The sequence below is a fragment of the Streptomyces sp. L-9-10 genome, assembly GCF_004151105.1.
Classification (GTDB): Bacteria; Actinomycetota; Actinomycetes; order Streptomycetales; family Streptomycetaceae; genus Streptomyces.
Window position 1 is genome coordinate 131,925 of the sequence record NZ_PHRF01000057.1, and the last position, 14,587, is coordinate 146,511.

The window sequence follows — 14,587 nt, forward strand, 5'->3', positions numbered from 1 at the left end:
CTATGGCCGCGCGTCGTGGCGGCGGAACAGGCCCTCCTGCACCACCGACACCAGCAGCCGCCCCTCGCGGTCGTAGATACGGCCCCGGGCCAGCCCCCGGCCGCCCGTCGCGATCGGCGACTCCTGGTCGTACAGGAACCACTCGTCCGCGCGGAACGGGCGGTGGAACCACATCGCGTGGTCCAGTGACGCCATGTCGAAGCCGCGCGGGCCCCACAGCGGCTCCACCGGGATGCGCACCGCGTCCAGCAGCGTCATGTCGCTGGCGTACGTCAGTGCGCAGGTGTGCACCAGCGGATCGTCGCCCAGCGGGCCCACCGCGCGCATCCAGACGGCGCTGCGCGCGTCCGCGCCCTCGATCTCCTCGCGCGTCCAGCGCAGCCGCTCCACGTACCGGATGTCGAAGGGCTGGCGCCGGGCCATCCGCTCCAACGGCTCGGGGAGTTGGCCGAGATGTTCCCGTACCTCGTCCGAGACCGTCGGCAGCGACTCGGGGTCCGGGAAGTCCAGCCGGGGCGGCAGCTGGTGCTCGAAGCCGCCCTCCTCGGGGTGGTGGAAGGAGGCCGTCAGATTGAAGATCGTACGGCCCTGCTGGACGGCCGTGACCCGGCGCGTGGTGAACGACCGGCCGTCCCTGATCCGTTCGACCTGATAGACGATCGGGACACCCGGGCGGCCCGGCCGCAGGAAATACGCGTGCAGCGAGTTGACCGGGCGGTCCCCGTCCGTGGTCCGGCCGGCCGCGACCAGTGCCTGGCCCGCCACCTGCCCGCCGAAGACCCGTTGCAGGGACTCCTCGGGGCTGCGCCCGCGGAAGATGTCGACCTCGATCCGCTCCAGGTCGAGCAGATCGACCAGTCTCTCGGCGGGGTTTGTCATGGCGCTGTGTACTCCCGTTCTCGGTGCGGTGGTGCGAATCCCGGAGCCGGCCCGGGGCCTCGGTGCTGATCCACGGCTCTCAGAGCTGGCCCACGGACGTGACACGCACCACCGCGAGACCCTCCTCGTCGGAGGCCGCGAGATCGACCTCCGCGCTGATGCCCCAGTCATGGTCGCCGTTCGGGTCGGCGAAGGTCTGCCGGACCCGCCACAGGCCGTGCGCCGGGTCCTCCTCGATGGAGAGCAGCTTCGGCCCCCGGGCATCGGGACCGGTGCCCAGGTCCTCGTACTCGTCCCAGTACGCGTCCATCGCCTCGCCCCACGCCTCCTCGTCCCAGCCCGACTCGGCGTCCAGCTCGCCCAGTTCGCGGACATGGTCCAGCGCCGCCAGCTCGACCCGGCGGAACATCGCGTTGCGTACGAGGACCCGGAACGCGCGGGCGTTGGCCGTGACGGGCCTGACCTGGTCGGCCTTCTCCTGCGCCTGCTCGGCCGTCTCCACCTCGGGATTGGCCAGCTGCTCCCACTCGTCGAGCAGACTGGAGTCGACCTGCCGGACCATCTCGCCGAGCCAGGCCGTGAGATCCTCCAGATCCTCCGACTTGAGATCGTCCGGGATGGTGTGTTCCAGCGCCTTGTACGCGCCCGCGAGATAGCGCAGCACGATGCCCTCGGTACGGGCCAGCTCGTAGTGGGACGTGAACTCCGTGAAGGACAGCGCCCGTTCGTACATGTCGCGGATCACGGACTTCGGCGAGACCGGGTGGTCACCCACCCACGGATGGCTCGTGCGGTACGTGTTGTACGCGTGCACGAGCAGCTCTTCGAGCGGCTTGGGGTACGTGACCTCCTGGAGCCGCTCCATCCGCTCCTCGTACTCGACCCCGTCCGCCTTCATCGCGCCGATCGCCTCGCCGCGCGCCTTGTTCTGCTGGGCCGCGAGGATCTGCCGCGGATCGTCGAGCGTGGACTCGACGACGGAGACCATGTCCAGTGCGTACGACGGCGACTCGGGGTCCAGCAGCTCGAACGAGGCCAGCGCGAAGGTGGACAGCGGCTGGTTGAGCGCGAAGTCCTGCTGGAGATCGACGGTGAGCCGGACGATACGGCCCTCGGCGTCGGGGGTCGCCAGCCGCTCCACCACCCCGCCGTCCAGCAGCGAGCGGTAGATGGCGATGGCCCGGCGGATGTGCCGCAGCTGCTGCTTGCGCGGCTCGTGGTTGTCCTCCAGCAGATGGCGCATCGCCTCGAAGGCGTTGCCCGGCCGCGCGATGACCGACAGCAGCATGGTGTGGGTGACCCGGAAGCGGGAGGTCAACGGCTCGGGATCGGAGCCGATGAGCTTCTCGAACGTGGTGTCCGACCAGGCCACAAAGCCCTCGGGGGCCTTCTTCCGCACCACCTTGCGGCGCTTCTTGGGGTCGTCGCCCGCCTTCGCGAGCGCCTTCTCGTTCTCCACGACATGCTCCGGCGCCTGCGCGACCACGAACCCCGCCGTATCGAACCCGGCACGCCCCGCCCGGCCCGCGATCTGGTGGAACTCCCGGGCGCGCAGGGTGCGGACGCGGTTGCCGTCGTACTTGGTGAGCGCGGTGAACAGCACCGTACGGATCGGGACGTTGACGCCGACCCCGAGCGTGTCCGTACCGCAGATGACCTTCAGCAGACCGGCCTGGGCGAGCTTCTCCACCAGCCGCCGGTACTTGGGCAGCATGCCCGCGTGGTGCACCCCGATGCCGTGGCGCACATAGCGGGAGAGGTTGCGGCCGAACTTGGTGGTGAAGCGGAAGTTGCCGATGAGATCGGCGATCCGGTCCTTCTCCTCACGCGTGCACATGTTGATGCTCATCAGCGACTGCGCCCGCTCCACGGCGGCGGCCTGCGTGAAGTGCACGATGTAGACCGGCGCCTGCCTGGTCTCCAGCAGCTCGGTCAGCGTCTCGGTGATCGGGGTGAGGCGGTATTCGTACGACAGCGGGACCGGCCGGGTCGCGGACCGTACGACGGAGGTCGGCCGGCCCGTACGGCGGGTCAGGTCCTCCTCGAAGCGGGAGACATCACCGAGCGTCGCCGACATCAGGATGAACTGCGCCTGCGGCAGCTCCAGGATGGGGATCTGCCAGGCCCAGCCGCGGTCCGGCTCGGCGTAGAAGTGGAACTCGTCCATCACCACCTGGCCGATATCGGCGTGCTTGCCGTCGCGCAGCGCGATGGAGGCCAGCACCTCGGCCGTACAGCAGATCACCGGGGCGTCGGCGTTGACGGAGGCGTCGCCCGTCAGCATGCCGACGTTCTCCGTGCCGAAGAGCTTGCACAGGTCGAAGAACTTCTCCGAGACCAGCGCCTTGATCGGCGCGGTGTAGAAGGTGACCTTGTCCTGCGCCAGCGCCGTGAAGTGCGCACCCGCCGCGACCAGGCTCTTTCCCGAGCCGGTGGGGGTGGACAGGATCACGTTGGCCCCGGAGACCACCTCGATCAGCGCCTCCTCCTGAGCCGGATAGAGCGTGATGCCCTGGCCCTCGGCCCAGGAGGAGAAAGCCTCGAAGAGGGCATCGGGGTCGGCATCCGGCGGCAGCTGATCGATAAGGGTCACGCCCCCATCTTGCCTGCCTTCCGGCCCGATCAGGGAACCGGACGGCACGTCGAAGATCACGGACGATACGCTGGCCCGTCAACTGGGCGTCGCCACACTGGCCTTCGGCTTCGCCCTCACCACAACCGCACTGGGACGGGTACGACCATGATGGGACCGGCACACTCTCTGTCAGGGGCAGCGGCCTGGCTGGGGGTGGGTGCCGCCGCGGCCGCGGCCGGCCACACCATGCCGTGGCCCGTCCTGGTGGTCGGCGCGCTGATCACCGCGGGCGCCGCGCTCGCCCCCGACCTCGACCACAAGGCCGCGACGATATCCCGGGCTTTCGGGCCCATCTCCAAGGCGCTCTGCGAGATCGTCGACAAGCTGTCGTTCGCCGTCTACAAGGCGACCAGGAAGCCCGGAGACCCCCGCAGGACCGGCGGCCACCGCACCCTGACCCACACCTGGCTGTGGGCGGTCCTGATCGGCGGCGGTGCCTCGCTGATCGCGATCACCGCCGGACGCTGGGGCGTGCTCGCGATCCTCTTCGTCCATCTGGTGCTCGCGGTGGAGGGCCTGCTGTGGCGGGCCGCCCGGGTCTCCAGCGACGTCCTGGTCTGGCTGCTCGGGGCGACCAGCGCCTGGATCCTGGCGGGCGTCCTGGACCAGCCGGGCAACGGCGCGGACTGGCTCTTCACCGCGCCGGGACAGGAATACCTCTGGCTGGGTCTGCCGATCGTCCTCGGCGCGCTGGTGCACGACATCGGGGACGCGCTGACGGTGTCGGGCTGCCCGATCCTCTGGCCCATCCCGCTGGGCCGCAAGCGCTGGTACCCGATAGGCCCGCCGAAGGCCATGCGGTTCCGGGCCGGGAGCTGGGTGGAGCTGAAGGTGCTGATGCCGGTGTTCATGCTGCTGGGCGGGGTCGGCGGCGCGTCCGCCCTCAACCTGATCTGACACGGCGGGGCATCGGCGGGGGCGGTCCCGTACAGGCTCGTACGGCCTGTACGGGACCGCCCCCGCGCTCTGTCATCCGTGCCAGGAGCGCCACAGCGCGGCGTACGCGCCGTCCGCGGCCACCAGTTCGTCATGGCTGCCCAGCTCGCTGATCCGGCCCTCCTCGACCACCACGATCACATCCGCGTCATGCGCGGTGTGCAGCCGGTGGGCGATCGCCACGACCGTACGGCCGTCCAGCACGCGGGCCAGTGAGCGTTCCAGATGCCGGGCCGCGCGCGGGTCGAGCAGCGAGGTCGCCTCGTCGAGCACCAGCGTGTGCGGGTCCGCGAGCACCAGCCGGGCCAGCGCGATCTGCTGGGCCTGGGCCGGTGTGAGCGCCGTACCGCCGGAGCCCACCTCGGTGTCCAGACCGTCGTCCAGCGCCCGCGCCCAGCCGTCCGCGTCGACCGCCGCCAGCGCGGCCCACAGCTCGGCGTCCTCCGCGCCCGTGCGCGCCAGCAGCAGATTGTCGCGCAGCGCGCCCACGAACACATGGTGCTCCTGGTTGACCAGGGCGACCTGCTCCCGGACCCGCTCGGCGGGCATCCGGGACAGCTCGGCGCCGCCCAGCGTGATCCGGCCCGCGCGCGGACCGTAGATGCCCGCGAGCAGCCGGCCCAGCGTCGACTTCCCGGCGCCGGACGGGCCGACCAGCGCGAGCCGGGTGCCCGGACTGACGTCCAGCGTCACGCGGTGCAGTACGTCGACGCCCTCGCGGTACCCGAAGTGCACCCGGTCGGCGCTGACGTCCCGCCCGTCGGGGACCACCGACGCGTCGCCCGCGTCCGGCTCGATGTCCCGCACTCCCACCAGCCGGGCGATGGACACCTGCGCGACCTGGAGTTCGTCGTACCAGCGCAGGATGATGCCGACCGGTTCCACCAGCATCTGGGCGAGGAGCGCGCCCGTCGTCAGCTGCCCGACGGTGATCCAGCCCTGGAGGACGAAGACCCCGCCGATCACCAGCACCGCCAGGAAGATCGTCGTATGGGTGACGTTGATGACGGGGAACAGCACCGAGCGCAGCCAGAGCGTGTACCGCTCCCAGGCCGTCCACTCCTTGATCCGCCGCTCCGACAGCTCCACCCGGCGCCCGCCGAGGCGGTGCGCCTCCACGGTCCGGCCCGCGTCGACGGTCTCGGCGAGCATGGCCGCGACGGCCGCGTATCCGGCGGCCTCCGAGCGGTACGCGGAGGGCGCGCGCTTGAAGTACCAGCGGCAGCCGATGACCAGCAGCGGTACCGCGAGCAGCACCGCGAGCGCCAGTGGCGGCGCGGTCACCGTCAGCGCGCCGAGCAGCAGCCCCGCCCAGACGAGGCCGATCGCCAGCTGGGGCACGGCCTCGCGCATCGCGTTGGCCAGCCGGTCGATGTCCGTGGTGATCCGGGACAGCAGATCGCCGGTCCCCGCCCGCTCCAGCACACCGGGCGGCAGCCCGACGGACCTGACGAGGAAGTCCTCCCGCAGATCCGCGAGCATCTCCTCGCCGAGCATCGCCGCGCGCAGCCGCATCATCCGTACGAAGACGGTCTGCACGACCAGCGCGATGGCGAACAGCGCGGCGGTGCGCTCGAGATGCAGCTCGCGCACGCCGTCGGAGAGCTTCTCGACGATGTCACCGAGCAGATACGGGCCGACCATCGAGGCGATCACGGAGACCGTGTTGACCGAGATCAGCAGGATGAACGGTTTGCGGTGCCGGCGCAGCAGCTCGCCCACATAGGCGCGTACGGTCGCGGGCGTCCCGACGGGCAGGGTCGTCGCCGACTCCGGCGCCGCCGGGTCGTACGCCGGAGGGGCCACGCCGATCATGCTGATTCCTCGATCTCTTCCCGTGCCCGCGCTGACGCCGGCGCCATGATCTGTCTCTGTTCGTCCTCGGTCTCGCGGGTGACGACCGCCCGGTAGCCGGGATCGTTCCGTAGCAGCTCGCGGTGGAGACCGACCGCGGATACTTGGCCCTCGTGGATGAACACCACGCGGTCCGCGTGGTCGAGCAACAGCGGCGAGGACGCGAACACCACGGTCGTACGGCCCGCCCGCAGCTCCTTCACGCTCTGGGCGATCCGGGCCTCCGTGTGCGAGTCCACGGCGGAGGTCGGCTCGTCGAGCACCAGCACCTCCGGGTCGGTCACCAGCGAACGGGCCAGCGCCAGCCGCTGGCGCTGGCCGCCGGAGAGCGACCGGCCGCGCTCGGTGATCCTGGACCGCATCGGATCGCCGCTGCCGTCCACCGACGCCTGGGCGAGCGCGTCGAGGACATCGCCGCACTGGGCCGCGGCCAGCGCCTTCTCCGGATCGACCGCGCCGGAGGCCGGGATGTCCAGCAGCTCCCTGAGCGTGCCCGACAGCAGCACCGGGTCCTTGTCCTGTACGAGGACGCTGGCCCGCGCCGCGTCCAGCGGGAGATCGTCCAGCGCCACCCCGCCGAGCAGCACGGACGCGCTCTTCTCCTCGGCGGCGGCATGGCCCCCGAGGCGCTCGGCGAGCCGCCCCGCCGCGTCCGGATCTCCGCACACGACGGCGGTCAGCAGCCCGGACGGGGCGCGGAGTCCGGTGGCGGGGTCGTACAGATCCCCCGTCGGCCGGGCGTCGTCCAGCCCGCCGCGCTCGTCCTCGAACGCGGTCCGCTCCAGCGAGAGCACCCGGGCCGCGCGCTTCGCGGAGGGCCGGGAGAAGGAGTACGCCATGGCGATCTCCTCGAAGTGCCGCAGCGGGAAGAGCAGCAGCGTCACCGCGCTGTAGACGGTCACCAGACCGCCGACCTCGATCCTGCCGTCCAGCACGAGCCGCGCTCCGTACCAGATGACCGAGATCAGCATGATGCCCGGCAGCAGTACCTGGATCGCCGAGATCAGCGACCACATCCGGGCGCTGCGCACGGCGGCCTTGCGCACCTCCTGCGACGCGGCGCGGTAGCGGCCGAGGAACAGTTCCTCGCCGCCGATGCCCCGCAGCACCCGCAGTCCCGCGACGGTGTCCGAGGCCAGCTCGGTGGCCTTGCCCGCCTTCTCGCGCTGGACGTCGGCCCGTTGGGCGGCGCGGGGGAGCAGCGGCAGCACGGCGAGGGCGAGCACCGGCACGCCGATCGCGACCAGTGTCCCCAGCTCCGGCAGATACAGCACCAGCCCGACACAGATCAGCACGATCGCGATGACGGCGGCCAGGAAGCGCGAGAGCGCCTCCACGAACCAGCCGATCTTCTCGACGTCGCCGGTCGAGACGGCGACCACCTCACCGGCGGCGACCCGGCGGGTCAGCGCCGCGCCGAGCTGGGCGGTCTTGCGGGCCAGCAGCTGCTGGACGCGTGCGGCGGCGGTGATCCAGTTGGTGACGGCGGTGCGGTGCAGCATGGTGTCGCCGACCGAGATGGCGATGCCGCACAGCGCGATGAAGCCGCCGGCGAACGCGAGCCGGCCCCCGGAGCGGTCGATCACCGCCTGGACGGCGAGCCCGGCGCCCACCGACAGCCCGCCGATGCCCGCGAAGTGCAGCAGGCCCCAGCACACGGCCTTGATCTGTCCGCCCAGCTGACTACGTCCGAGCCACAGCAGGAACCGGGGGCCCGACGTGGCATCGGGCACCCCTGGATCGGGATACGGAAGGTCGCGAATCTGCATGATGTCCCATGACTCGTGGAGTGGCCCAAACCGTGCAAGGTTCGCCTTATTGGCGTGCCCGGGGCAATGGGTTTTCCACGAAAGAGCCAGATCGAGCCAGTGGGAAGTGTGCGGGGAGGGGCCCCGGGGGCGGGTGCGGGGGGCCGTACGGTACGCCCCGTACGGCCCCCGCACCCCTACGGGCTCCCGATCACTCCTCTGGTCTGCCGGAGTCCACGCCGGGCCGGGCCTTACGCCATTCGCCGCGCGTGAAGTCGGGGATCAGCTGCGGGGCTCCGTTCGCCTTGAGCGACGCGTGGCTGAGCGGCACCGGCGCGGTCCAGGTCGCCGCGTCGTACACGTCGAAGTCGGGCACGAGGCCCAGCCGGACGCACTGCATCAGCCGGAAGACCATGATGTAGTCCATCCCGCCATGGCCACCGGGCGGATTGGCGTGCTCCTTCCAGAGCCAGTGGTCCCAGTCCGCGTACTTCCCGAAATCACCCCAGGCGTCATCGGTGTGGTCCGGCTCGATGTAGATGCGCTCGGGATAGTCCTCGAACACACCCTTGGTGCCACCGAGACTGTTGATCCTGCTGTACGGGTGTGGCGTCGACACATCGTGCTCCAGCCGGATGACCCGGCCCTTCGCCGTCCTGACCAGACTGATGGTCCGGTCGCTCTCGATGTACGTCTCCTTCCAGCTCGGGTCGCCGGGCGGCATATGGGCGGCGCGGTACTCGGCGAGCCCGAGCGCGGGCGTCCCGACGCTGGTGATGGAGACCGCGCGGTCGCCACGGTTGACGTCCATGTAGTTGGCGACCGGGCCGAAGCCGTGGTTGGGGTAGAGATCGCCGCGCAGCCGGGTGTGCCAGAGCCGGCGCCAGGGCCCCTCGTAGTAGTCGGGGTCGAACATCAGGCCGCGCAGATCGTGGTTGTAGGCGCCCGCGCCGTGCAGCAGATCCCCGAACTTGCCCGCGTGGGCCATGCGCAGGACCCGCATCTCGTTCTTCCCGTAGCAGCAGTTCTCCAGCTGCATGCAGTGCCGCCGGGTGCGTTCGGAGAGATCGACGAGCTGCCACAGCTCGTCGAGGCGCATGGCGACCGGACACTCCACCCCGACGTGCTTGCCGTTCAGCATCGCCGACTTGGCCATCTCGAAGTGGAAGTCCCAGGGCGTGGCCACATAGACGAAGTCGAGATCCCCGCGGGCGCAGAGATTCTCGTAGTCGTCCTCGCCGTTGGTGTAGACGGCGGGCGCGGGCTGGCCGGCGCCCACCACCTTCGCCGCGGCGCTCTCGGTCTTCGCCTTCACCGGGTCGCAGAGCGCGACGACCCGGACGCCCGGGACGGCGAGGAAGAGGTCGATCATGCTGCCGCCGCGGTTGCCGAGGCCGATGATGCCGACCCGTACCGTCGTACGGCGTTCGAACGGGACCCCGGCCATGGTGCGGCCCTTGCGCGGGGGCGCCGAGGAGTCGGCGGACCCGGCGGATTCCGCGGCTCCGGCAGCCGCGGCGGGCCCGGCCGCGCCCGCGGTGCCGGTGCCGAGCGCGGAGAGCCCGAGCCCGGCGCCCGCCACGCCTGCCGTGGTCCGCAGGACCGAACGGCGGCTGACCTCTCCGTGGGCTGTGTCGTCACGGGGGGATGTGTCTTCCGTACCGGGGTTCTCCGGTGCTGCGTCGTGCATCGACCCTCCAAGGGGGGAGTTGACGTGCGCGGCTGGTGCCTGAACCTCGGAAAGGACCTTGGCCGCCGACGTGGGCGATGCGCAAGGTGATACGCAAGGGTCCGATTGGACTCTTGGGAACGGACTGTTGGACTTCTTCCGCCGGGCCTTCTTCCGCGCCGGGGTCAGCAGGGGCGCTCGGGGCCGCCGTCGACCAGCGTCGAGAGCAGCCCGCCGAGCACCTCGCGCTGTTCGGCCGCGAGCGGAGCCAGGACCTCCTCGGCGGCCGACCGGCGGGCCACGCGCAGGGCCCGCAGCGTGGCCCGGCCGGTGTCGGTCAGCTCGATACGGATCACGCGCCGGTTGGTCGGATCGGGGGCGCGGCGCACCGAGCCGCTCGCCTCCAGACCGTCGACCAGGGAGGTCACGGCCCGGGGCACCACTTCGAGCCGCTGGGCCAGGTCGGCCATGCGCGGCGGCGTGTCGTAGGACGCGACGGTGCGCAGCAGCCGGGCCTGCGCGGGGGTGATGCCGATCGGCTCCAACTGCCGCTTCTGGATGCGGTGGAGCCTGCGGGTCAGCCGTAGGAGCTGCTCCGCCAGCAGGCCGTCGGCGTCGGGGGAGTTCATGGCGGAATAATATCAGGACTATGGTCATTGTGAACATAGGTAACAGTGAGCTATGCTCGGCGAGTCCCGCGGGTACGCCTGTACTCGCGCGCCTCCGCCGGATCCCCTCAGCCATCGAAGGAGCCCATGAAACCCGAACACTCGACGTGGACACCCTCGTCCCACCCCGGTGATCCGGGGCAGCCGGAGCCGCCCGCCCAGCTGCGGCGTATCTTCGGCCTCTTCCGTCCCTACCGCGGCCGGCTCGCGCTCGTCGGGCTGCTCGTCGGCGCGTCCTCGCTGGTCACGGTCGCGTCGCCGTTCATGCTGCGCGAGATCCTCGACACCGCCATCCCGCAGGGCCGCACCGGACTGCTCAGTCTGCTCGCCCTCGGCATGATCCTCACGGCCGTCGTCAACAGCGTCTTCGGCGTGCTCCAGACCCTGATCTCGACCACGGTCGGCCAGCGGGTCATGCACGATCTGCGCACCGGCGTCTACGGCCGGCTCCAGAGCATGCCGCTCGCCTTCTTCACCAAGACCAGGACCGGCGAGGTCCAGTCCCGTATCGCCAATGACATCGGCGGTATGCAGGCGACCGTCACCTCCACCGCGACCTCCCTGGTCTCCAACCTCACGGCCGTCGTCGCCTCGGTCGTCGCGATGCTCGCCCTGGACTGGCGGCTCACCGCCGTCTCGATGGCGCTGCTGCCGGTGTTCGTCTGGATCAGCCGCCGCGTCGGCCGCGAGCGCAAGAAGATCACCACGGACCGCCAGCGCCACATGGCGACCATGGCCGCCACCGTCACCGAATCGCTCTCGGTGAGCGGCATCCTCCTCGGCCGCACGATGGGGCGGGCCGACTCGCTCACGAAGTCGTTCGCGGACGAGTCCGAGCGGCTGGTCGGTCTGGAGGTGCGCTCCAACATGGCGGGCCGGTGGCGGATGTCGACCATCGGCATCGTCATGGCCGCCATGCCCGCGCTGATCTACTGGGCCGCGGGCATCGCGCTGGGCGCCGGTGGCACGGCCGTCTCCATCGGTACGCTCGTCGCCTTCGTCTCGCTGCAGCAGGGCCTGTTCCGGCCCGCCGTGAGCCTGCTCTCCACCGGCGTGGACATGCAGACCTCGCTGGCCCTCTTCCAGCGCATCTTCGAGTACCTCGATCTGCCCGTCGACATCACCGAGCCGGAGCGGCCGGTCAGGCTCGACACGATCCGCGGTGAAGTGCGGTTCGAGGACGTCGACTTCAGCTATGACGACAAGGGGCGCCCGACGCTGCGGGGGATCGATCTGACGGTCCCGTCCGGCGGCAGCCTCGCCGTCGTCGGCCCCACGGGCTCCGGCAAGTCGACCTTGAGCTATCTCGTACCCCGGCTGTACGACGTGACCGGCGGCCGGGTCCTGCTCGACGGCGTCGACGTACGCGACCTGGACTTCGACACACTCGCACGGGCCGTCGGCGTCGTCTCGCAGGAGACCTATCTGTTCCACGCCTCGGTGGCGGAGAACCTGCGCTTCGCCAAGCCGGAAGCCACCGACGAGGAGATCGAGACGGCCGCCAGAGCCGCTCAGATCCACGACCACATCAGCTCGCTCCCGGACGGCTACGAGACGCTGGTGGGTGAGCGCGGATACCGGTTCTCCGGCGGCGAGAAGCAGCGGCTCGCGATCGCCCGCACCATCCTGCGGGACCCGCCGGTGCTGATCCTCGACGAGGCCACCAGCGCGCTCGACACCCGAACCGAACACGCGGTGCAGCAGGCCATCGACGCGCTCTCCGAGGGGCGTACGACCCTCACCATCGCGCACCGGCTCTCGACCGTGCGCGACGCGGACCAGATCGTGGTCCTCGACGCGGGCGCCATCGCGGAGCGGGGCACGCACGACGAGCTGATCGAGCAGGACGGCCGCTACGCCGCCCTGGTACGCAGGGACAGCCGGCCGGCACAGCCGCAGCCGGCCGAGGAACTGGCGTCGGTCTCGCCGTGACCCGGCAGGGCCGCTGCCCCCGTGGGACGGGGAGCGACGGCACGGCTGGGACGGATGGTGACCTCGCCGTGGGAACGGCGAGTGGCGATACGGCTGGGGCGTGTCCTGCGGCACCGCGCTCGGTGAGCGGGAATGCGTACTCTCCGTGTCCGGTCCGGCCGCCGTCGGCAGGTGACTCGGGGGCTATTCGTATGCCGTTCGTATGGTATTGCCGCGTCGCCCGTGTCGGCACGCCTGAAGTGCCGGGTTCGCTGATCACTCCGGGTTAGCGTGCCCGCATGATGAACGAGCCTCCGGAGGCGCGCCCTGGGCGACCCCGTCTGACCCGCCGGGGCCGGGTGGTCCTGCTGCTGACCGTGGTCCTGGTCGTGGCCGCCGTGGTGCTGGTTCCCGTGCTCCTGCTGACCGGGGACGGCGAGAGCGAGAAACGGACGACACTGGTCATCCCGGAGGGCCGGCGCGCCGCCGAGGTCTATGTCTCCGTCGACCAGACGCTCGGCCTGCCCGCGGGTACCACCCGCAAGGCGGCGGCCACCGCGCGGCTGCGGCTGCCCGAGGCCGCCAGGGGCAACCCCGAGGGCTTCCTCTTCCCGGCCACCTATCCGGTCGGCTCCGCGACGACCCCGGCCAATCTGCTGAGCTATATGGTCAACACCGCCAACCAGCGGTTCGGGGCGGGCCGTATCAGCGCCGGGGCGCAGCGCGCCGGGGTGTCGACCTATCAGGCCGTCACCATCGCCAGCATCGTGCAGGCGGAGGCGGACTCGGTGGCCGACATGGGGAAGGTCGCCAGAGTCGTGCACAACCGGCTGTCGCTGGGCATGCCGCTCCAGATGGATTCGACGCTGAACTACGCGCTGAACCGTTCCACGCTGGACACCAGCCACGCGGATACGAAGATCGACAGCCCGTACAACACCTATGAGCGCAAGGGGCTGCCGCCCACGCCGATCGGCAACCCGGGGGAGGAGGCGATGAACGCGGCGCTCAATCCCGCGAGCGGCGACTGGCTGTACTTCGTCACCGTGAAGCCCGGGGACACCCGCTTCACCAACAAGTACGCCGAACAACGGCGCAACGTCGAGGAGTTCAACCAGAACCGCAAGTCCGCGGACGGCTCGAACTGACCGTTCCGCCGCCTCGGTGTCAGCCTCCGGAATTCCGGGGTGTCAGGCCATGGCCGGTTCGCGCTCCAGCAGCCGCTTGATCTCCCGTACCGCCGCCCGTCCGGCCCGGTTGGCGCCGATCGTCGAGGCCGAGGGCCCGTACCCGACGAGATGGACACGTTCGTCCCGTACGGCGCGCGTTCCCTCGACCCGGATGCCGCCGCCCGGCTCACGCAGCCCGAGCGGTGCCAGATGGCTGACAGCCGGCCGGAACCCGGTCGCCCAGAGGATCACATCGGCCTCCACCGTCCGCCCGTCGTCCCAGGCCACGCCATCAGGGGTGATCCGGTCGAACATCGGCAGCCGGTCGAGTACCCCCGTCTCGCGGGCCCGCGTGATCGCCTCGGTGACCGGCAGCCCGGTCACCGACACCACGCTTCGCGGCGGCAGACCCCGGCGTACCCGTTCGTCGACGAGCGCGACGGCCGCCCGTCCCTGCTCCTCGCCGAACGGGCCCTCGCGGAAGACCGGCGGACGGCGCGTCACCCAGGTGGTGTCCGCCGCCACCTCCGCGATCTCCATCAGATGCTGGGTGCCGGAGGCCCCGCCGCCCACCACGACCACCCGCAGCCCGGCGAACTCGTCGGGCCCCGGATAGTCCGCGGTGTGCGACTGCCGCCCCCGGAAGGTCTCCTGGCCCGGGTAGCGCGGCCAGAAGGGCCGGTCCCAGGTCCCGGTGGCGCTGATCAGTCCCCGGGCCGACCAGTTCCCCTCGGACGTCTCCACCAGCAACCGTCCGCCGCCGCCCTCGCGTACCGCCCGTACGTCCACGGGCCGGTGGACGCCGAGGCCGAAGCGCCGCTCGTACGCCGTGAAGTACGCCCCGATGACCTCCGAGGAGGGCCGGCCGTCATCGCTCTCCGCGGTGGTCAGCTCCATGCCGGGGAGGGAGTGCATGCCGTGCACCTTGCCGTACGTCAGTGAGGGCCAGCGGAACTGCCAGGCACCACCGGGCCGCGGGGCGTGGTCCAGTACGACGAAGTCGCGGCCGGGTTCCAGCCCCGACCGCCGCAGATGGTAGGCGCCGGACAGACCCGCCTGTCCGGCGCCGACGACCACTACATCGATGTCCCGCACCCCAGAGTCGTTCACGTTTCTAC

General features: G+C 70.8%; 10 protein-coding genes. 3 read left to right on the forward strand and 7 right to left on the reverse strand.

What is annotated here, in order from left to right; genetic code table 11:
• Together CU044_RS16150 and CU044_RS16155 are read right to left on the reverse strand one after the other, a co-directional pair.
• Entirely contained in the window at positions 1 to 879 is an 879-nt protein-coding gene (locus tag CU044_RS16150) for an acyl-CoA thioesterase II (RefSeq protein ID WP_129769277.1), read from the reverse strand.
• A 79-nt stretch (positions 880 to 958) separates the two neighbouring features.
• The gene (locus CU044_RS16155) at positions 959 to 3,532 is read right to left on the reverse strand and encodes a DEAD/DEAH box helicase (protein ID WP_129769278.1); all 2,574 of its coding nucleotides are present in this window, start codon (positions 3,530 to 3,532) and stop codon (positions 959 to 961) included.
• Positions 3,533 to 3,619: 87 nt separating this feature from the next.
• Between CU044_RS16155 and CU044_RS16160 the strand changes: the two genes are divergently transcribed.
• A complete protein-coding gene (locus CU044_RS16160) occupies positions 3,620 to 4,411 on the forward strand; it encodes a metal-dependent hydrolase (RefSeq protein ID WP_129769279.1) in 792 nt (263 codons plus the stop codon).
• A gap of 72 nt (positions 4,412 to 4,483) precedes the next feature.
• Here CU044_RS16160 and CU044_RS16165 read toward each other — a convergent pair whose 3' ends face one another.
• From CU044_RS16165 to CU044_RS16180, 4 genes are all read right to left on the reverse strand, one after another.
• Positions 4,484 to 6,265 carry an ABC transporter ATP-binding protein gene (locus tag CU044_RS16165; protein WP_129769280.1) on the reverse strand — a complete coding sequence of 594 codons (1,782 nt, stop codon included), beginning with the start codon at positions 6,263 to 6,265 and terminating at the stop codon, positions 4,484 to 4,486.
• Positions 6,262 to 8,073, reverse strand: coding sequence for an ABC transporter ATP-binding protein (locus tag CU044_RS16170; RefSeq protein WP_129769281.1), 1,812 nt, complete (start codon positions 8,071 to 8,073; stop codon positions 6,262 to 6,264). The genes CU044_RS16165 and CU044_RS16170 overlap by 4 nt, the downstream gene beginning before the upstream one ends.
• A gap of 190 nt (positions 8,074 to 8,263) precedes the next feature.
• A complete protein-coding gene (locus CU044_RS16175) occupies positions 8,264 to 9,742 on the reverse strand; it encodes a Gfo/Idh/MocA family oxidoreductase (protein WP_129769282.1) in 1,479 nt (492 codons plus the stop codon).
• Positions 9,743 to 9,906: 164 nt separating this feature from the next.
• Complete coding sequence (locus CU044_RS16180; RefSeq protein ID WP_129769283.1) at positions 9,907 to 10,350, reverse strand: MarR family transcriptional regulator; 444 nt, start codon at positions 10,348 to 10,350, stop codon at positions 9,907 to 9,909.
• A 126-nt stretch (positions 10,351 to 10,476) separates the two neighbouring features.
• Between CU044_RS16180 and CU044_RS16185 the strand changes: the two genes are divergently transcribed.
• Both CU044_RS16185 and mltG read left to right on the forward strand, forming a co-directional pair.
• Positions 10,477 to 12,321: an ABC transporter ATP-binding protein gene (locus CU044_RS16185; RefSeq protein ID WP_129769284.1), complete on the forward strand. Its 1,845-nt coding sequence runs from the start codon at positions 10,477 to 10,479 to the stop codon at positions 12,319 to 12,321.
• 278 nt (positions 12,322 to 12,599) lie between these two features.
• Positions 12,600 to 13,448: an endolytic transglycosylase MltG gene (gene mltG, locus CU044_RS16190; protein WP_129769285.1), complete on the forward strand. Its 849-nt coding sequence runs from the start codon at positions 12,600 to 12,602 to the stop codon at positions 13,446 to 13,448.
• Between the two features lie 42 nt (positions 13,449 to 13,490).
• Here mltG and CU044_RS16195 read toward each other — a convergent pair whose 3' ends face one another.
• Entirely contained in the window at positions 13,491 to 14,579 is a 1,089-nt protein-coding gene (locus CU044_RS16195) for an NAD(P)-binding domain-containing protein (RefSeq protein ID WP_129769286.1), read from the reverse strand.
• Positions 14,580 to 14,587 lie beyond the last annotated feature (8 nt).

What these genes read in the sequence shown, in the direction of transcription:
- CU044_RS16160 (WP_129769279.1), top strand. Translation starts at nt 3,620, where the DNA reads ATGATGGGACCGGCACACTCTCTGTCAGGGGCAGCGGCCTGGCTGGGG.
- mltG (WP_129769285.1), top strand. Translation starts at nt 12,600, where the DNA reads ATGATGAACGAGCCTCCGGAGGCGCGCCCTGGGCGACCCCGTCTGACC.
- CU044_RS16150 (WP_129769277.1), bottom strand. Translation starts at nt 879, where the DNA reads ATGACAAACCCCGCCGAGAGACTGGTCGATCTGCTCGACCTGGAGCGG.
- CU044_RS16175 (WP_129769282.1), bottom strand. Translation starts at nt 9,742, where the DNA reads ATGCACGACGCAGCACCGGAGAACCCCGGTACGGAAGACACATCCCCC.
- CU044_RS16185 (WP_129769284.1), top strand. Translation starts at nt 10,477, where the DNA reads ATGAAACCCGAACACTCGACGTGGACACCCTCGTCCCACCCCGGTGAT.
- CU044_RS16180 (WP_129769283.1), bottom strand. Translation starts at nt 10,350, where the DNA reads ATGAACTCCCCCGACGCCGACGGCCTGCTGGCGGAGCAGCTCCTACGG.
- CU044_RS16165 (WP_129769280.1), bottom strand. Translation starts at nt 6,265, where the DNA reads ATGATCGGCGTGGCCCCTCCGGCGTACGACCCGGCGGCGCCGGAGTCG.
- CU044_RS16170 (WP_129769281.1), bottom strand. Translation starts at nt 8,073, where the DNA reads ATGCAGATTCGCGACCTTCCGTATCCCGATCCAGGGGTGCCCGATGCC.